The organism is Psychrobacter sp. Rd 27.2 (assembly GCF_001921755.1).
Classification (GTDB): Bacteria; Pseudomonadota; Gammaproteobacteria; order Pseudomonadales; family Moraxellaceae; genus Psychrobacter; species Psychrobacter celer.
Window position 1 is genome coordinate 1 of record NZ_MRYB01000016.1, and the last position, 18,360, is coordinate 18,360.

The window sequence follows — 18,360 nt, forward strand, 5'->3', positions numbered from 1 at the left end:
CTCAGAAGTGAAACATCGTTGCGCCAATGGTAGTGTGGCTCCGGCCATGTGAGAGTAGGTCATCGTCAGCTCCCTATACCCTAAAAGCCCCCTAACTTGATTGTTAGGGGGCTTTTTTATCTAAAACTGTTAACTGCTATTAGCTTTGGTTCTAGTAAGCGGCTTTTGACTCAATAACAAGTTTAAGCATCCAAAATGATTTGACTTATATCATTATAACTGCTAATTTTAAATAGTAATATTTATTACAGGTCTATAAAAGGATGTTTTAGGCTTGTAGCGTCATAAATGATTTGACGAGATAAATACTAAGTTTGTCTTTGACTTTTATTCTTACAGTTATCAAAAGGAATTGATAATGAAGTTAGCTCCTCTTTTTTCGATTGGTGCATTAGCTGCCGCGAGTCTTTTTGGTTGTTCAAATCAATCTGCGGATAGTACCGATGGTGTGTCAGCAAATTCTCAAGAAACCACTGTTCTACGTTTTTCTCATTTTTGGCCTGCAACCTCCTCAATCAGTACAGAAGTCTTTGAACCCTGGGCAAAGCAGATCGAAACTGATTCTGATGGCCGACTAAAAGTTGAGCTATACCCTTCAGCAGGTCTTGCAAAAGCTGACGTGACCTATGAGTCCGCTGCTAAAGGCACCATAGATATTGGCTCACAAGCACATGGTTATACCAACGGACGCTTTCCATTAACGCAGATCGCTGAGCTTCCAGGTTTGTCCAATTCTGCCACACAGATGGGCTGTATGCTACAAACCCTCTATGATGACGGCACCTTGGCCGGTGAGTATGAAGACTCACATCTCCTCTTTATGTATGGTGCTGGACCTGGCTCTTTGCACACGACCGATAAGCTAATACGCACGCCAGCAGATATGAAGGGAATGCGTATTCGTCGTCCTTCTGCGGTCGCTGGTGATATCATAGAAAGTGCTGGAGCCTCGCCTGTGGGTCTGCCTGCCAATGATATGTATACTTCTTTACAGCGCGGTGTCGTTGATGGTCTGAGCTTTCCGTGGGAAGCTGTGACAGCTTTTAAAATCGATGAAATCACCAAATATCATACCAATATTCCTTTTTATAGCTCTGCCTTGATGGTCACTATGAATAAGGACAAATATAACGCCCTGCCTGATGACTTAAAACAAGTTCTTGATAACAACTCAGGCATGGTGCTTGCCAAAAAGGTAGGTGAAGTATTTGATAGACATGACGCTATGGCAATACAAGCGGCCCAAGCTAAAGGCGATGAGATTGTGGAGATTCCAGATCCATTAAATGATCCAGATTGGCGAGGCCCATTATTAGAAGGCACAAAGAAATATCTCAAAGATGTAAATGCTTTGGGCCTAGATGCAGATAGTGTCTACGAAAAAGCCAAAGCTGCCAGCGCCGCCTGCAAGGTCTAACCTAAAGGAGTCGCCGCATGGCCTACTTGGTCAAAATCAGTACATTCATCTCACGGCTATGTCAGCTCATCGGTGGTATCAGTCTGATCATCATCGTTTTGACCACCATGCTAGATGTTACCGCCCGTTATATCTTCAAGCTCACCGGTGGTGAGTTTGGTTTCACTGTCAAAGGCAGCGTCGAGATTGTTTCTTATTTTATGCTGTTTGCGCTATTAGCTGCCTTTGCCGCTTTTGTCGAACGCTCACAAATCATTGTTGATGTTTTCACCCAAAAGATGCCCAAGTCTATCAAAGGTTACATGATGGGCGTCTTTATGCTGGGATTCTTTGTCATCGGTATCGTCTTTGCTTGTGGGCTGTTTGAGAGCGCCGTTGATGCTATCGAGTTTGGCAAAGTCACCCAGGATTTGCGAATTTCAATGATGCCCATTTATCTTGTCAGCGCCTTTTTAAGTGCTTTGCTGGCCATTCGCTCCTTGATCGAGTCCATCAATATCTTTAAGACAGGCGAGTTTTTTGACGCTGAGGAGACAGGCGCATGAGTCCAGAAATCGTTGGAGCCATCGGCTTAATCGTCATGATCCTACTCGTCGTTTTACGAGTACCCGTTGCCCTTGCTATGCTTGGTGTTGGTCTGGTCGGCTTTGGTACTGTGACGGCACCGAGTGGTGCTGTACAAATGCTCAAAGACCTTCCTGTAGATGTCTTAGCCAAATATGACTTTAGTGCCATTCCATTATTTATTTTGATGGGTGTCTTTGCCACTCATTCTGGTATGGCAGGCAAATTGTTTGAAGCAACCCGCACCATCTTTGGCGGTGTTAGGGGCAGTTTGGGGATCGCCGGTATCGGTTCATCGGGTATCTTTGCCTCAATCTCGGGGTCATCGTTAGCGACCGCCTCTACCATGACCAAAGTGGCCTTACCGCAAATGGAGAAGTATGGCTATCAGCCAGGCTTTGCCTGCGGCATTTTAGCGGCTGGTGGTACGCTTGGGATTATGATTCCGCCCAGTATTGCCTTACTGGTTTATGCCATTTTGACCCAGCAGTCGGTCGGTGACATGTTTATTGCAGGATTTTTGCCCGGTATGCTAGGCATGGTCATGTATTCGATCACTGTCATGATCATGGTGCGCTGGAAACCACACTTGGCGCAGCGCGGTGAATCTACCTCATGGAAAGCCAAGCTTGTAGCGTTGACAGGACTCATTCCCTTTAGCTTTATTTTTATCGTTATTATCGCTGGTATTTTCTTTGGGTTGTTTACTCCAACGGAAGGCGCTGCCGTCGGGGCGTTCGTTTCTTGGGCTTATGCGTTTGCCAAAGGCATGCGTATGAAGGGACTAAAGCAGTCGTTGATTGAAACCTTAGCATTATCTGCAGTGGTATTTTTTATGCTACTAGGTGCAGAGGCACTGGGCTACTTTATCTCAGTCTCTAGATTGTCATATACCTTAGCGAGCTGGATTGGTACCTTGGCAGTGAGTCCGATGGTGGTGCTGATTTGTATTTTGATCATGTACTTCTTATTAGGGCTGTTTATGGATGCCTTGGCGATGCTGGTCATCACCATTCCGGTGGTGTATCCGATCATCGTAGCCTTAGGTTTTGATCCGGTATGGTTTGGTATCATCGCGGTACTGACGGTAGAGCTTGGGTTGATTACGCCGCCGATGGGCATGAACATCTTTGTGATTAAGGCGATGGCTCCGCATATTAAGCTGTCCGATATGTTTCGAGGGGTAGCGCCGTTTATTGTCTCCGATGTGATTCGCTTGGTGATTTTGGTGGCGTTCCCTGCGATTTCTCTGGTACTGCTAGCATAAAGGGAGGCGGCTAACGTACAAGATAGGCAAGACATGTCGCGAACGACAACGCTATCTTTTTCAAATAATAGCCTAAACGGTAACTGTGTTTAAATGGCCATATTGTTTATAAAGCAATATGGCTTTTCTTGTTGTAATAATTGAACGATAACGCTCGCTATCGATGCCAGCGCTAGTCATAAAAGTGCCATATATCTTCTGGTAGCGCCTTGTTACAATAAACTCTACCATGGAGCCTGACAAGTGAGAGCCTTTTATTATGGCAGTTGATTTTAGTAATACGTTGATTGTAGCGGTCTCTGCGACGGCGCTGTTTGATTTAACGGAATCTGAGAGCTATTTGTCGCAGTTATTAGTGCAGCATCCTGATACGGCCATTAAAGCGTTTCGCGATTATATGACGGAGCGCGAAAACGACCCTTTGAGCATTGGTGCAGGCTATCCCCTGATAAAAGCGCTGCTAAACCTGAACAGATACTGTCAGTCTGACAGTCAAGAAACTGAGCTAGAAGCGCCGCTGGTTGAGGTGGTTATCGTCTCAAAAAGCAGCCCTGATACTGGTATTCAGGTTCTCAATGCCATTCGTGAGCATGGCCTCAATATTTCTCGATCGGCTTTTATCTCAGGTAGCCCGGTGGCGCCTTATATCGATGATTTTAATGTGGACTTGTTTTTGACCACCAATCGCGAGGACGCGCAGCAAGTTGCGGATGCCAATATTTGTGCGTGTGCCATCTTGGATGCGACACCTGTCAATACTTATGAGCTGGATACTCAGCAGCTGCGTATCGCTTTTGATGGTGATGCAGTGCTCTTTGATGACTCAGGTGAGTTGCTTTATAAGCAAAAAGGGTTACGCGCCTTTCATGACCGTGAAGCCAAAATGCGGGATTTGCCGATAGAGAAGGGGCCTTATGCCGAGCTCTTAATTAAGCTCTCAAACTTGCAAGAGCGTCTGCCAGCAGGGCTTAGCTACTCTCCGATAAAAATCGCTCTGGTAACCGCTCGCAATGCCCCTGCCGATCTGCGGGCCATCAAAACATTGCGAGAGTGGGGCGTCAATGTCGATATGGCGTTTTTTTTGGGTGGACTAGAAAAGACAGCGGTGCTCAGAACCTTTGCGCCGCATATCTTTTTTGATGATTCAATCCAGCATATCGATGCGGCGCGCCGTTTTATCCCAACGGCTTTGGTGCCTTATCATTCAGCCTCATTGCTGCATGGTGATAGCTATTTGGCCGCTGATAAAGAAAACAGTCTGCTATTTATACCAGTTCCACGTTGACAGACAATGTATAGTTAGCTGAATGTAAAACTGTTATGGATTTAAACGCGCTACTGGTATAAATTTTACTTGCGTGCTGCGTTCCCAGAGGCTGCGCAACCTACGTTTAAAAATAGCATCCCAGTAGTGCTATGTCATTTTTAGAGTGTATTGACTATATCTGTTTTATTTAGAATCGACTATAGCATAAATATTAAATACAAAGCATAGAGTCAAGGGCAGGTCACGATATGAATGGGCAGCAGTTATTTTCTCTCATCATGACACGGGTCAAACAAGTCATCGGACTATATGCTTTTGTGCTGATGCCAATGTGGGGGATGTTTTTTTTAAATGAAACGGTCTTTTTTGGCATCTGGAATGTGTTTGGTATTGTACCGCGCGCCTTAGATGTGGGTAGCATGATTGGGATAGTCGCTTCATGGACAATGCACGGCAACTTTTCTCACTTATTGGGCAATACCATCACGTTGTTGCAGATTTTATTTTTATTTGGCTTGTTTGAAAAAAACGCCTATCGTACGGTGATTAAGCTGGTGATTGCCTCAGGGCTGGTCACTTGGGTCATCGGTTCGCCGTCTTCTATTCATATCGGCGCATCGGGGCTATGCTTTGCCATGATTGGGTATATGATCGGCGGCGCGGTATTTGCCAGACGTTGGGGCTACCTGCTCGCTTGTATTGTCATGGGTACAGGCTATTGGTTGATTATCAAGCAAGGTTTGATGCCGCAGCAAGGCATTTCATTTGCCGCGCATTTCGGCGGCTTGTGCGCCGGTCTGCTATTGGGTGCCGGCTCCAAACATACCTATCAGGTAGGCTCTATACGCTAAACATGCCAGAGGCGTTATGGATTACTATCTGTGCAAACACGGATAAATAAAGAATCCGCTTTGGTCAATGGGTGCCATGTGCTGGTTTGCTGCACATGCTCATCAAGCGATAGGGTGCTGCCTGCTTTTGGCAATATATAATCTGCACGCGCAGGCGCCGCGCAATCGATGACTTGCGGGATTTTTTGTACGCTTCTACGTCTTTCAAACAAATAAAGAGTGACTAAGTGCATATCCGCATTGTCTACTTGGACACGGGCATTTTTGATATCTGCGGCGATAAAACGCAGTATTTGCGGCTTGACATAAGACCAAGGCCGAAACCAAGTGCGACTCTCTGCTGTTTTGACCACCTCTACGCCCGCGGGTAACTTGCTGACTTGTTGAGAATACCAGTTGTATTCTTGGTGAATTTGAAAGGTAAAAATGCCAATCGCTGCAAAGAGTGGCACCAGCCACTTTGGCGCGCGTTTGCCCGCCAGTTTACTAAGGTGAGTTATGATCAGTGCCAGTCCAGCCATACCAAACGCTGCGGCCATGGTGGCAATAAACTCAAAAAGCATAAAATCTTCCTTCTTAACGGGTTAGGGCGGTTTGCGTTTTATTTAGGCAAAAACAAATCTGGCAACCATCCAAGACTTATTCTGCACCTAAAGGGATAAAAAAATCACTCACAAGCAGCGTCTGCCTGTGAGTGACACTTTACGTATGATATCTATAATCATTCCAAGAAAAGAAGTGACGTTCAACATTTATCCTTTTAGCGTGGTTTGATTATAGAGCCCACATGGCTCGTACGCCTAGTGGTCGATGGCACCGCCAGCGCCGCGCGGAGAGCGAACACTTTCAACCAGCTCTTGGATGTGCAGCGGTGGCGCTTTTGTCGAATAAGAAACGATAAAGGCGACTGCAAAGTTAATCAGCGCGCCAATGGCCCCAAACGACAGCGGTGAGATACCAAACAACCAGTACTCTGCGGTATCGGGGAAGTTGGCAGTACCACTGATAAAGAACCAGCCTTTAAAGACAAAGATATATACCAAGGTCGTGATAAGGCCGGCGAGCATCCCAAAGATTGCGCCCAGATTATTGATGCGTTTTGAGAAGATACCCATCATCAGTGCTGGGAACAAGGAGGCGCCAGCGATACCAAAGGCCAAGGCCACCACCTGTGCGGCAAACCCTGGCGGATTTAGGCCAAGCCACGTTGCCACCACAATCGCAATCGCCATAGAGATTCGAGCAACTTGTAGCTCTCCTTTATCAGTGATGTTTGGGTTGAGGTTTCGTTTGATTAAGTCGTGACTAATAGCAGACGAGATGGCCAGCAACAATCCTGCCGCGGTCGATAGCGCGGCTGCCAAACCACCAGCAGCGATAAGACCGATCACCCAAGGTGGCAGCTGAGCAATCTCTGGGTTGGCCAAGACTAAGATATCGTTATTGACATCCAGCTCATTACCCGCCCAACCTGCTTCAGCAAAGCGTCCATCGAGCTCTTGATCGTGAGCGGCTTGCGCCTTGGCGACTTCTGCCGTAGCAGCGGAGACATCGCCACCTTCTGCTTGCGCGGCTGCTAACGCAAGTTTTGCCTCACCAAGACCGCTATCAAAGTAGCGTTGAATACGGCCATCGTTGTTTAGATCGTTGTACTTAATCAGACCCGTATCTTCCCATGTGCGCATCCAGTCAGGACGCTGCTCATAAGGCAGTGCCGGCTGATCAACGCCTTGTGGATAGATGGTGTCGTTTAAGTTCAGACGGGCCATGGCACCCACCGCCGGCGCGGTAAAGTATAGCAATGAGATAAAGACCAACGTCCAGCCAGCTGTCCAGCGCGCATCAGCGACTTTTGGTACGGTAAAGAAGCGAATGATAACGTGTGGTAGGCCTGCTGTACCAATCATAAGTGATAGCGTAAACAGTACCATGTTAAGCTTATTTGGCACATCAGCAGTATAAGCAGTAAAACCAAGATCAGTGACCACCTGATCAAGCTTGGTCAAAATAGGCACGCCGGACTCAGCATGCGTAGAAAAAAGACCCAAACCTGGAATAGGGTTGCCGGTCAGCTCAAGCGAGATAAAGACAGCCGGAATGGTATAGGCAATCATCAGGACGATGTACTGAGCGACCTGTGTATAGGTAATGCCTTTCATACCGCCTAGTACTGCGTAGAAAAACACCACCACTGCGGCAATGATAAGACCTGTATCATTCTCCACTTCTAAAAAGCGAGAGAAAGCAACCCCTGCACCAGTCATCTGTCCGATAACATAGGTGGTCGATGCTACAATCAGACAAACCACCGCAATCATCGCCGCTGTCTTGGAATAAAAGCGATCGGAGATAAAGTCTGGTACCGTAAACTTCCCAAACTTACGTAAATAAGGCGCTAACAGCATGGCCAGTAAGACATAACCTCCTGTCCAGCCCATCAAATAGGTAGAGGCACCGTAGCCGCCCGCGGCCAAAAGACCTGCCATCGAGATAAATGACGCGGCACTCATCCAGTCAGCAGCAGTCGCCATACCATTGACGACAGGATGGACGCCGCCGCCTGCCACATAAAATTCACTGGTGGTCCCAGCACGAGCCCAAATCGCAATGCCGAAATACAGCGCAAAGGATAGACCCACAAAAATAATGTTAATCACATACTGACTCATGATCTATTCCTCATCTACGCCATATTGTTTGTCCAGCTTATTCATACGCCAAGCGTAGAAAAAAATTAAGACGATAAAAACTCCGATAGAACCTTGCTGGGCAAACCAAAAGCCCAAATCAGTACCACCGATTTTTATACCTGCCAAAAGAGGACGTAAGAGAATAGCAAAGCCATACGAGCATAATGCCCAAATGATAAGGCTGCCTAAAATGAAACGGACATTGGCACGCCAATAGCCGGATGGATCGTTGTGGTTTTCCATAGGACAACTCCTTTTGTCTTACCTAAAATATCATGATTGATCTCAGTCTCGTCAGTCTGATAATGACATCTGACAAGCACACACTGACGATCAGATAACGCGAGGGCTGATTTAGCATGATGACTATTTGCCAAGATCACTGTATTTAAGAGCGCTATAACAAACAATATTTGAGGAAGAAAGGAGGGGGGCAGACCATCCACTGTCTTTGATTACCGTCTCGTCTTCCTGACAAGCGTCTTAAAGTTTTTAGTATGCCAAACAATCATGACAATAAGTGAATATTCAATAAGTCACAATGCCTATAAAATTTAGTCTATCACTTTCAAGTCTGCGTCACTGCAAACAAATCGGCATAAACCAAAAATCCTGCATAACCATTATTAATAAAAACCTGATAGATGGATGACAGTATGTAAAAACCATCACCGCTGGCTTACTTTCTGGAGTAAATTGGTTACTTTTATCATTCTATAGGATGGGAGGAGCCTGCAGTATTTATTTTAAAAATAAATATCTTGAATCGATAAGTAAACGTGATGGTCGTGGCGCACCGAATCTCTATAAAATGCACAGCAGATTTGACGACTGAGCATGGTATGCTGGTTTTAATGGCGTTTATTTGATATAAAACGCAAAAAATAAGCAAGTTTTAAAAAATATTCACGAGGAGTTGATATGAGTGAAGGGATAGTAGGGTGGTTTAACAGCCTCGTAAATTATGGTGTCAGTATTATCTGGGGGAACAACGATTGGTTGATTGCCAGTAACCCTTGGTATGGTCTGCTGATGTTTGTACTGATTGGCGCAGGTCTGTATTTTACTGTCGTGACACGTTTTATTCAGTTTCGCCACTTTGGTCATATGTGGAAGCTATTGCGCGTCTCTAACCAAGGACGAAAAAATGGTGGTATCAGCTCATTTGAAGCATTGATGACGTCGCTGGCGGCGCGTGTGGGTACGGGTAACTTGGCAGGGGTTGCGATTGCGATTTATCTCGGTGGCCCAGGTGCAGTGTTTTGGATGTGGATGACCGCGCTGGTTGGTATGTCGACCAGCTTTATCGAGTCGACTCTCGCCCAAGCATACAAAGTTCCTCACAACGACAATGTGTATCGCGGCGGACCGGCCTACTATATCGAAAAAGGCTTGGGTAAACGCTGGCTTGCGATATTTTTCTCACTGTGTCTGCTCGTGGCCTTTGGTCTTGCTTTCAATGGCGTACAGTCCAACACCATCGCACAAGCGACCAACGAAGCCTTTGGCGTGCCAACATGGATGACAGGCCTTGTATTGGTGGCACTGGTCGCGCCTGTGGTGTTTGGAGGGTTGCGCTCGGTGGCTCGTATCGCGGGCAAAATCGTCCCTATCATGGCGATTTTGTATATTTTATTGGCACTGTTTATTATCATCACTAACTTTAGCCAATTCCCAGCTGCCATCGCCTTGATCGTAAAATCAGCTTTCGGATTTGAGCAAGCGGCGGGCGGGGTCATCGGTTATGGTATCGCTCAGGCGATGATCAACGGTATCAAACGCGGACTGTTTTCTAACGAGGCAGGCATGGGGTCGGCACCCAATGCGGCAGCTACGGCTAAAAGCCATCCTGACCATCCCGCGGTGCAAGGGTTTATGCAAATGCTCGGCGTGTTTATGGATACGCTGGTGATCTGTACCGCAACGGCTTCTATTATCATTTTATCAGGCGTGGTCGACCCCAATGTCGAGCAAGAAGGCATTCAGCTGACGCAGCTGGCGTTGTCGCAGTACGTGGGTGATTTGGGTATTATCTTTGTCGCCATTGCCATTTTCTTCTTTTCTTTTACTTCCATCATTGCCAACTACAGCTATGGCGAGTCGAACCTTGAGTTTATCTCAGGCGCCAAAAACGCCAAAGTGATGATCATGATATTCCGCTTTATGGTACTGGGAATGGTGTTTATTGGTGCTATCGCCAGCTTGCCCGCGATTTGGAACTTTGCGGATTTATCCATGGGTATGATGGCACTCGTCAACTTGGTGGCTATTTTGCTCTTGTCTCCTGTGGCGCTACGCATACTGCGTGACTACGAGCGTCAAATCAAAGAAGGCAAATCAGGTACACAAATCAAATTTGACCCTGATGATTTTGTCAAATTAAAAGACGAAGCCAACCGTGACGCTTGGACAGATTAAGATGGGTTGTCGCGTCATTTAATTGAGACATTGAATGTATAAGTATTAAAAAACCGCCCTTATAAATTAAGGGCGGTTTTTTATTGCTCAGCGGTGAGCAGATGACTGCTCAAGGCTCTCCAACACCATTACATGTTTGGATAGTTGGGGCCACCGCCGCCTTCTGGCGTGACCCAAGTGATGTTTTGTGATGGATCTTTGATATCACAAGTCTTACAGTGTACGCAGTTTTGCGCGTTGATGACGAATTTTGCGCCTTCGGCATCCTTGACCACTTCATAGACGCCCGCTGGGCAGTACAAACGCGCAGGCTCGGCATAGAGAGGTAGGTTGATCGACACTGGCACCGTTGGGTCAGTGAGCTTAAGATGTGTTGGCTGATCTTCTGCGTGGTTGGTATTAGAGATAAATACCGATGACAGCTTATCAAATACCAGCTTACCATCTGGTTTTAGGTAGGTCGGCTGATAGGCATGGTTGGCACGCTCTAGCTGATCATAGTCAGGGATGTTGTCATGCAGGGTCAGTGGCATTTTACCTTTTAATAGATTGTGCTCGATAAAAGTAAAGGCGCCGCCCATAAACAGACCCATGCGATGTATCGCAGGGGAGAAGTTACGCGATTCATAGTTGTCTTGATATAACCATGACTCTTTATACATAGTGGTATAAGCCACCACTTCGTCGTGCTGGCGGTCGGCTTGCAGCGCCTCAAAAATCGCCTCAGCCGCGAGCATGCCTGATTTCATCGAGGTGTGCGTGCCTTTGATTTTGGCTGGGTTTAAGAAACCAGCATCGTCACCGACCAACACGCCGCCTGGGAAGGTGAATTTTGGTAGAGAGTTTAGGCCACCTTTGGTCAGGGCGCGCGCACCATAGGAAATACGCTTGCCGCCTTCTAAGACGTTTTTGATAACAGGGTGCGTCTTTAAGCGCTGCATTTCATCAAATGGCGACATGTATGGGTTGTGATAAGACAAATCTGCCACCAAACCAAAGCTGACTTGGTTGTTTTCGTCGAAGTACAGCCACCAGCCACCCGTCGAGCCAGTTTCGGTCAATGGCCAGCCAAGACCGTGCATGACCACGCCTTGCTCATGTTTTTCAGGTGCCACTTCCCACAGCTCTTTTAGACCGATACCATAATGCTGAGGATCGGCGTCTTTATCGAGACTAAAACGGCTGATTAAACGTTTGCCCAAGTGACCGCGGCTACCTTCAGCAAAGATGGTGTATTTGGCCAGTAGCTCATAGCCTGGCTCAAAGCTTGGCTTGGCCTCGCCGTCAGCTGCCACACCCATATCGCCTGTCAAAATACCACGTACTGAGCCGTCATCATTATATAAGATATCGGCGGCAGGGAAGCCTGGGAACATCATCACTTCTAGCTCTTCTGCCTGTACGGCAAGCCAGCGCACCACATTGCCTAGCGAGACGATATAGTTGCCACCGTTGTGCATCGGTGCTGGGATTAAAGGGTCAGGTACTTTGGTCGAGCGCGTGGCTGAATTGAGATAATAAAAACGATCTTCGGTCGCAGGTACGTTGAGCGGGGCACCTTTTTCTTTCCAGTCAGGGATGAGCTCATTGAGCGCGCGTGGCTCGATAACTGCGCCAGATAAGGTATGAGCGCCAAACTCAGAGCCTTTTTCGACCACACAAACCATAAACTCATCATTGCCCGCCTCAATGGCAAGCTGACGCAGACGAATAGCCGCAGACAAGCCTGCAGGACCACCGCCGACGATGATGACATCAAACTCCATAGACTCGCGTTCTATCTCAGGCTCTGCAGCCACGCTTTGTGTTTGCACGTCTTGCTCGACCGTATCTGTCGCTACCGTATCGCCATCAACGACTGGCTTTTGATTGTCTTGCTCTTGCATACCTACTCCTAAACTTATGGTGGCTTATCTCAGGGCATCATTAGCTTAACAATTAAATAATAGACTTGTGGCGCTAACGTCACTCGACATATGGCTGCCCGATAAAAACTGTCTGCGCCGTATCAATAACAATGAGCTGGGCTCTTTGCGAAAAACCATTTATGCAAAGATATCAACGCTTTAAAAAACGCCTCATTGATACAGCACCCACTTAACCATGTAAATAAAAACACGTAAATGAAAAATCGTTACTCATTATAAAAGAAAAGTCCTACAAACACGATACGCATTTGTGAGTATCGATGTTAAGGTAAAATTAAAATAATGAGCTAATTATGATGATTGATTGACGACAAAGATTCATCATACCTGAAACTAAAATTTATAGTCATAATAGATTTGCCAAACTTTGCATACTAGATAGGAAATCATAAGATGGATAGCCATAACAAGCAAGCCAATAAACACCAAAACGATACGCCACAAGCCCCAAACGACGTGCCATCAGACCTAAATAGTATGGACGCATTGAGCCAGTATCTAAAGACCACTGCTGGGGTGCGCGAGGGGCGAGCCATACCGCCACTAGAGCGCTGGCATCCTGAGCAAGTGACGGATATGGATTTGGTGATCAAGGCAAATGGCGAGTGGTGGCACGAAGGCGGGCAAATGACCAGAGAGTCATTGGTGAGTCTGTTTGCCACGATTTTGTGGAAAGAAGAAAATCAGGGCAAAACAGAGTATTTTTTAAAGACGCCTGTACAAAAAATTCGTATTCAAGTTGAAGATGCGCCGTTATTGATCAACGATGTGGGTGTCGTTGAGGAGGCAGGCCTGCGCTGGTTGGAGTTTACCACGACCACAGGCGATGTCGTTCGCTTAGATGACGAGCACAAAATCGTCTTAAAGGCGTATAATCCTAATGTATCAGACAAGCATGCCGAGAGTCAGCCTCAGGCCAGCAGCGCTCAAGCCAATAATGCACAAAATGCCAAAGACCATCAGCAACAAGCCGCCGAGCAGCAAATACGTCCGTATATGCCCGTCAGGCATGGCTTGATGGCGCTGATCGGCCGCAATACGTTTTATCATTTGGCTGAGATTGGTGAGCTGACAGAGCAAAACGGCGAGACGATATTAACCTTACAAAGTGGCGGGCAATGCTATCAATTATCGATGCCTTAACATATCAATTTTTAAAAGACCAATGCTTTTTTAAGCCATCAAAGGCTTAAATTCTTGCTACTTTGTAGCAAAAACAATAAATAGCAAAGCGCGACAGGATACGTGTAGCAGTTTGATTGACTACCGACAAGTCACGCAATCAGCAGTATAAAGATACCGATATGACCAAAAAAACGACAGTACAGCCATGAAGGGTATGAGCGAAAATGACGCGCTAAGCGTGGATAGGGCGCATCCTGAGGCTGTGCTAGCCAAACACATGAAGACAGCGGCTATCCGGCAGGCCGCTGCTCATGCGGTGGCAGCTGAGGCAACGACTTATCATGCCGACCCAAGCGCACCGATAGGCTTGTTTGACTCGGGGGTAGGCGGTCTGTCTGTGTATCTGCATCTGGCCGAGCAGCTGCCTGCTGAGCGCTATGTCTATTATGCCGATACGCTACATGTCCCTTATGGTAATCGTGACAGCACTGATATTGAGAGGCTGACATTAAGAGCGATCGAGTGGCTGTATCAGCAAGGCTGTAAACTTATCGTTATCGCGTGCAACAGTGCCTCTGCCTATGCGCTAGAGACGGCTAGGCGTTGTTATCCGCAGCTGCCTATTGTGGGATTGGTGCCAGCATTAAAACCGGCGGTATTGGCCAGCACTACCCATCGCGTGGCGGTGCTGGCGACCAAGGCGACCTTAAATGGTGCGTTACTAAACAAGGTTATCGATGCGTTTGCCCTGCCCAATAATGTAGAAGTGACTAAGTACTTTGACCCTCTACTAGTGCCATGGGTGGAGGCGGGCATGCCAGAGGCGGACGAGACCGCGCGGCGTTTACGTCAGCAGCTCACAGTCTTTGCGCAAGCTGGTATCGATCAGTTGGTCCTTGGGTGCACGCATTATCCGTTTTTTAAGGGTTTTTTGTTGGAGGAAATTGCGCGCCAGCAGTTATCGATACAGGTAGTGGACTCAGGACAGGCGATTGCAGAGCGGGTCAAGCAGCTGTTACTGAGCAATCAGCTATTGGCAAGTGCTAATATTAAAGGCAATGGCTATAACCATATCAATGAAGATTGCAATGATGATAGCGAGAATGACAGCAACGCTCACCGAGCGATAGCGACAAACCATCAAATATCGCCTGTTGTTCGACTGCCGTTGACTTTTTATGCCAGCAAATATGATGATACGTTGGGCGCTTTGATAAAACAATTGGTCGGACAAGAGACCGTTTTGCAATACGCTTCTAAATAAGTGCTATTATGGAGTTTCTGATCAGCGGTTTGAGTGTCAGGCGCGCCTATATGACGATGAAGCTGCTGTAGTCGAAATAAAATAATTCCATTTCTATAAGTTTATGCTAGTCTGTGCAAAACAAGATATTTGTGCTTTATTTTATCTGCTTGTTACTTATGTCATGACTGAAGCTTAGAGGTGATTGTGCCAAACCGTCGCTATCATATCCACGTCATATGCGCTGATAATGATCAATTGCTGGTACTGGACAACCTAGCGATATTTTTTCAGGCGCGCGCTTTTTTGACTTATGATGTGTCAAGCCAACTGTCAAAGGCGTCGGTATATGGGCGTCAATGCATCGACTCCTGTGATTATGCGTTGATGGTAATCGGTGATAGCTACGGTACCGTACAAAAAACCGGCGTCAGCCAAATGCATTTGAGCTATCTAAATGCCAAAGCCAAGCTCAAGCCTCTACTGGTCTTAATCAAAAACCAGCCGCCAGACAGCGCCATTAGCCGCCAGTTACAAGAATTTATCAACGCAGTGACCAAGCAAGACAATCGCATATACTATTATGACCATGCTGATGAAATCGAAAGCCTGCTGGTACAAGCCTATTACACCATCATTGCTGCGCATAAAGTCACGGGCGGCTGGATAAAGGCCAGTGACGAGGTTATTGAGTTTAGCAAACAAGCTACTACGCAAAAAACCGCTGAGCGGCCGTCCGCCAAAAAAGCCATCAACAAACACAGCCTGACCCAACATAATCTTGCCTACCCTCATGAGCAGCCCAAAGCCAGCTTTGCAGAAGATAATGTCAGTAACCTCATCGTTTTGACAGAGTCCTTTGAGGTCTCTTATAGTGCGCAAGCCTATGCAGGGGGTAACCTGACAGATGTGACACGGCCGATGACGCTGACATGGCAAGAGGTGCTGAGCGCCTTATCAAAAATTCCCTCGACGTTCTCTAGCTATGGTCTACAAACCGCCATCAACCGACTGATAGCATCAAAAGCTGAAGCAGACGTCAAGCAAGACATGCCAAATGTCCACGCGGTCGCGCGCTGTCAGATATCACAAGACGACTTAAACGTCTTGCAGCGTCAGCTGGTCAGTGCCAATTGGATACAGCTGACTACCTATGGCACACGGGTATCGCAGGAGCTATGGAAGCTGACTTTTTATGCAAAAAACTTGTTAAAAAATACCCCGTCTCAGTCATAATCTGCCTTTTTTACATTCTTCTCTTCTTTGGTAACTTATTTTTCTTAGCAGTCCTCTAGTGATAGCTGTCTCGAGCAGATATGCCGCAAGCATCTGCGCGCGACTACGTTTTGTAATACAAAGCATACGTGGCAGAGGTTGTGAATCTGGGCAGGACTGGTGATAATAAGAATCATGAGTCAGCGCACGTTCAGTCGACAGTCGAATGCCATGAACGAAATGACTAAAGAACAAAATCACTAAAACGATAACACATCATACAATAGCGCTGAGATACGTATCATTGACGATCACTGGATAATTAAGGAGAGTAGACATGAGCAACTCTAAATATGATGAACGAAACCATGAAATCGACGGCTTAGAAAAGGCCATGCATGATGCCGATCAGTTTCGCACCCTAGAAGAGCAAGTTGCCGATATGAAACGCCGCGGCATTGACCCTAGCCAAGCCTACAAAGACTTGGATAGAAAAGAAGAAGATGCGGATTGGGGTGATGAAACATGGAAAGAAAATGGCAAATGGGAGCCAAAAACCCCTGCTGACCTAGACGACAAGGCACGGGAAAACTGGGATGGCGACAATGGTAAGCCCAATCCGCCGCCTATCGTATAACGCCGCGTCACTATAATCAAAGGATCAAAACGTAGGTTTGTCAAAAAGACAACGCTAAAGACTTATCTGTTAAATGTACCGTCCTAAAGGTCTCGTCCTAAAACACATAAAAAGGCCACGCTAGCTATAGCGTGGCCTTTTTGCTATCAGAGGGAGCGCGATAAAACCTAGCGGTTATGAGCCTTCATCAATACGTACCAGCTTGATAGTACCGTCGCTGCCGATCACGCGGCGATAGCGCGGGTTGCTAGACGTAGAGGGCTGCGGCGACTGAGAGTAAGCGCTTGGCGCGGTGGTCTGTTGCTGGATCAATTGCCCCATACGATCGGCGGGTGCTGGGTTTAGGGGTTGGCTATTGGTTGGCTGAGAGTGTGAGTGACCATACGAGCGCGGGCTTGGGGCCGCACTGCCAATAATAGCACGATAAAATTTTTGCCCTGCACGGCCATCAGCAGGGAAGATACCGCGGCTGGTCTGGTATTGCTGAATCGCCGTACGAGTGTTGTCACCGATGATGCCGTCGACACCGCCAATATCATAGCCAGCATCGAGCAGTGCTTGCTGAATGTCTTTGGCTTGTTGGCGGCTGATACCTGGGTCATCTGTGGGCCACGCAGTGATAAAGTCCGTCTTGCTGCTGTCTTCGCGCGTGATCAGATCTGACAAGTGCGCGATGGCCAATGCGTAGTTTTCTGACGCGTTATACGAGTAAAAGGTATCAAAGTTTTTACCAACCAAAAACGCCGGCCCTTCTATACCAGCTGGTAATAGCAGTCCTGCACTACTCAAATCATAGGGCAGCGGGCTACCATTTGCCAATGTCAGACCTTGGCTGCGCCAGTGACTCATGGATTTTTTGTTTTTACGATTGGACGCCGCCCAGTAGCCATCAGGGAGTTTGACTTCATAACCCCACGGCTCCCCTGTACGATAGCCACGGTTGTCCAAAAAGTTGGCGGTAGAGGCTAGCGCATCAGGGACGCTATTGACGAGGTCGCGGCGACCATCGCCATCAAAGTCGACGGCCAGCTCCAAAAAGGTGCTCGGCATAAACTGCGTTTGCCCAAAGGCACCCGCCCACGAGCCTGTCATGTCGTTTGGTGCAATATCACCGCGTTGGACGATTTTGAGCGCGTTGGCAAACTCCCCCTGAAAGTAGCTTTGGCGACGATCAAAGCAGGAGAGAGTCGCTAAGGATTCAAATAGCGGTTTTTTACCTAGTGTCTGACCAAAGTTGGACTCCACGCCCCAGACGCCAAGGACGTGCTCGGCTTTTACGCCATAGCGCGATTCAATTTGGCGCAGCGTATCACGCCATTGGTGCTTGGCACGAATACCATCTTCGACGCGCTCTTTGTCCACCAGCGCCGATAGGTAATCCCAGACATCTTTTTGAAACTCGGGCTGATAGTTAAGCGACTGAATAACGCTCGGATCAGGCTGAGCTGGGCGATAGTTGTTGAAGGTAAAGCTGTCTACGCCGCGAAACTTACTAGAGCCTTTTAGCCTATCTAGACACTGCTGAAACTCGCTATTGGACAAGTCTGGCGCTGGTGGTTTGGCCGCTTGGGCAGTGCTGGCAAAGCTCAGACCAATAGCAGCAGCCAGCATGGATAGGGTCGAAAGAGGAGTCAAACGCATGAGAATATCCTATAAACGTCAAAATTATTATGAGAAGTGGCGATGGGACGTGATGATAAGTAATGGTTATAAATAAGAGCGATCAATAAAACAGCAT

The 18,360-nt window shown here is 47.3% G+C and carries 15 protein-coding genes; 10 read left to right on the top strand and 5 right to left on the bottom strand.

Annotation, left to right across the window (positions count from 1 at the left end; all coding sequences use genetic code 11):
* The first annotated feature begins 358 nt into the window (after nucleotides 1-358).
* The 5 genes from BTV99_RS11490 to BTV99_RS11510 all read left to right on the top strand — a co-directional run bounded on the left by BTV99_RS11490 (nucleotide 359) and on the right by BTV99_RS11510 (nucleotide 5,366).
* A complete protein-coding gene (locus BTV99_RS11490; RefSeq protein WP_075102504.1) occupies nucleotides 359-1,417 on the top strand; it encodes a TRAP transporter substrate-binding protein in 1,059 nt (352 codons plus the stop codon).
* Nucleotides 1,418-1,434: 17 nt separating this feature from the next.
* Nucleotides 1,435-1,962 (top strand): TRAP transporter small permease, encoded by a 528-nt coding sequence (locus tag BTV99_RS11495; RefSeq protein ID WP_075102505.1) that lies wholly within the window; start codon nucleotides 1,435-1,437, stop codon nucleotides 1,960-1,962.
* The gene (locus tag BTV99_RS11500) at nucleotides 1,959-3,248 is read left to right on the top strand and encodes a TRAP transporter large permease (protein ID WP_075102506.1); all 1,290 of its coding nucleotides are present in this window, start codon (nucleotides 1,959-1,961) and stop codon (nucleotides 3,246-3,248) included. Before BTV99_RS11495 ends, BTV99_RS11500 begins: the two co-directional genes overlap by 4 nt.
* A gap of 259 nt (nucleotides 3,249-3,507) precedes the next feature.
* Nucleotides 3,508-4,533, top strand: a complete 1,026-nt coding sequence (locus BTV99_RS11505) for a 5'-nucleotidase (protein WP_075102507.1) — start codon at nucleotides 3,508-3,510, stop codon at nucleotides 4,531-4,533.
* 230 nt (nucleotides 4,534-4,763) lie between these two features.
* Complete coding sequence (locus BTV99_RS11510; protein ID WP_075102508.1) at nucleotides 4,764-5,366, top strand: rhomboid family intramembrane serine protease; 603 nt, start codon at nucleotides 4,764-4,766, stop codon at nucleotides 5,364-5,366.
* A 14-nt stretch (nucleotides 5,367-5,380) separates the two neighbouring features.
* Here BTV99_RS11510 and BTV99_RS11515 read toward each other — a convergent pair whose 3' ends face one another.
* The 3 genes from BTV99_RS11515 to BTV99_RS11525 form a co-directional block, all read right to left on the bottom strand.
* Complete coding sequence (locus BTV99_RS11515; protein WP_075102509.1) at nucleotides 5,381-5,929, bottom strand: hypothetical protein; 549 nt, start codon at nucleotides 5,927-5,929, stop codon at nucleotides 5,381-5,383.
* Nucleotides 5,930-6,166: 237 nt separating this feature from the next.
* Nucleotides 6,167-8,035: a sodium:solute symporter family protein gene (locus tag BTV99_RS11520; protein WP_075102510.1), complete on the bottom strand. Its 1,869-nt coding sequence runs from the start codon at nucleotides 8,033-8,035 to the stop codon at nucleotides 6,167-6,169.
* Nucleotides 8,036-8,038: 3 nt separating this feature from the next.
* Nucleotides 8,039-8,299, bottom strand: a complete 261-nt coding sequence (locus tag BTV99_RS11525; protein WP_075102511.1) for a DUF4212 domain-containing protein — start codon at nucleotides 8,297-8,299, stop codon at nucleotides 8,039-8,041.
* Nucleotides 8,300-8,977: 678 nt separating this feature from the next.
* Here BTV99_RS11525 and BTV99_RS11530 point away from each other — a divergent pair.
* Nucleotides 8,978-10,474, top strand: coding sequence for a sodium:alanine symporter family protein (locus BTV99_RS11530; RefSeq protein WP_075102512.1), 1,497 nt, complete (start codon nucleotides 8,978-8,980; stop codon nucleotides 10,472-10,474).
* A gap of 128 nt (nucleotides 10,475-10,602) precedes the next feature.
* Here the strand turns inward: BTV99_RS11530 and BTV99_RS11535 are convergent, their stop codons facing one another.
* Complete coding sequence (locus BTV99_RS11535) at nucleotides 10,603-12,240, bottom strand: electron transfer flavoprotein-ubiquinone oxidoreductase (RefSeq protein WP_075102551.1); 1,638 nt, start codon at nucleotides 12,238-12,240, stop codon at nucleotides 10,603-10,605.
* A gap of 555 nt (nucleotides 12,241-12,795) precedes the next feature.
* On the opposite strand from BTV99_RS11535, the gene BTV99_RS11540 reads away from it, so the two are divergent.
* From BTV99_RS11540 to BTV99_RS11555, 4 genes are all read left to right on the top strand, one after another.
* Nucleotides 12,796-13,545 carry a DUF1285 domain-containing protein gene (locus tag BTV99_RS11540; RefSeq protein ID WP_075102513.1) on the top strand — a complete coding sequence of 250 codons (750 nt, stop codon included), beginning with the start codon at nucleotides 12,796-12,798 and terminating at the stop codon, nucleotides 13,543-13,545.
* Nucleotides 13,546-13,741: 196 nt separating this feature from the next.
* Entirely contained in the window at nucleotides 13,742-14,791 is a 1,050-nt protein-coding gene (gene murI, locus BTV99_RS11545) for a glutamate racemase (protein ID WP_143507127.1), read from the top strand.
* A 186-nt stretch (nucleotides 14,792-14,977) separates the two neighbouring features.
* A complete protein-coding gene (locus tag BTV99_RS11550; protein ID WP_083608639.1) occupies nucleotides 14,978-16,006 on the top strand; it encodes a DUF4062 domain-containing protein in 1,029 nt (342 codons plus the stop codon).
* 316 nt (nucleotides 16,007-16,322) lie between these two features.
* Nucleotides 16,323-16,622 (top strand): hypothetical protein, encoded by a 300-nt coding sequence (locus BTV99_RS11555; protein WP_075102515.1) that lies wholly within the window; start codon nucleotides 16,323-16,325, stop codon nucleotides 16,620-16,622.
* A gap of 174 nt (nucleotides 16,623-16,796) precedes the next feature.
* On the opposite strand, the gene BTV99_RS11560 is transcribed toward BTV99_RS11555, so the two are convergent.
* Entirely contained in the window at nucleotides 16,797-18,263 is a 1,467-nt protein-coding gene (locus tag BTV99_RS11560; protein ID WP_075102516.1) for a lytic murein transglycosylase, read from the bottom strand.
* Between the last annotated feature and the right edge of the window lie 97 nt (nucleotides 18,264-18,360).

Bases quoted from the DNA above. Each gene is read 5' to 3' on its own strand.
- BTV99_RS11490 (WP_075102504.1), top strand. From the start codon at position 359: ATGAAGTTAGCTCCTCTTTTTTCGATTGGTGCATTAGCTGCCGCGAGT.
- BTV99_RS11495 (WP_075102505.1), top strand. From the start codon at position 1,435: ATGGCCTACTTGGTCAAAATCAGTACATTCATCTCACGGCTATGTCAG.
- BTV99_RS11500 (WP_075102506.1), top strand. From the start codon at position 1,959: ATGAGTCCAGAAATCGTTGGAGCCATCGGCTTAATCGTCATGATCCTA.
- BTV99_RS11505 (WP_075102507.1), top strand. From the start codon at position 3,508: ATGGCAGTTGATTTTAGTAATACGTTGATTGTAGCGGTCTCTGCGACG.
- BTV99_RS11510 (WP_075102508.1), top strand. From the start codon at position 4,764: ATGAATGGGCAGCAGTTATTTTCTCTCATCATGACACGGGTCAAACAA.
- BTV99_RS11515 (WP_075102509.1), bottom strand. From the start codon at position 5,929: ATGCTTTTTGAGTTTATTGCCACCATGGCCGCAGCGTTTGGTATGGCT.
- BTV99_RS11520 (WP_075102510.1), bottom strand. From the start codon at position 8,035: ATGAGTCAGTATGTGATTAACATTATTTTTGTGGGTCTATCCTTTGCG.
- BTV99_RS11525 (WP_075102511.1), bottom strand. From the start codon at position 8,299: ATGGAAAACCACAACGATCCATCCGGCTATTGGCGTGCCAATGTCCGT.
- BTV99_RS11530 (WP_075102512.1), top strand. From the start codon at position 8,978: ATGAGTGAAGGGATAGTAGGGTGGTTTAACAGCCTCGTAAATTATGGT.
- BTV99_RS11535 (WP_075102551.1), bottom strand. From the start codon at position 12,240: ATGGAGTTTGATGTCATCATCGTCGGCGGTGGTCCTGCAGGCTTGTCT.
- BTV99_RS11540 (WP_075102513.1), top strand. From the start codon at position 12,796: ATGGATAGCCATAACAAGCAAGCCAATAAACACCAAAACGATACGCCA.
- murI (WP_143507127.1), top strand. From the start codon at position 13,742: ATGAGCGAAAATGACGCGCTAAGCGTGGATAGGGCGCATCCTGAGGCT.
- BTV99_RS11555 (WP_075102515.1), top strand. From the start codon at position 16,323: ATGAGCAACTCTAAATATGATGAACGAAACCATGAAATCGACGGCTTA.
- BTV99_RS11560 (WP_075102516.1), bottom strand. From the start codon at position 18,263: ATGCGTTTGACTCCTCTTTCGACCCTATCCATGCTGGCTGCTGCTATT.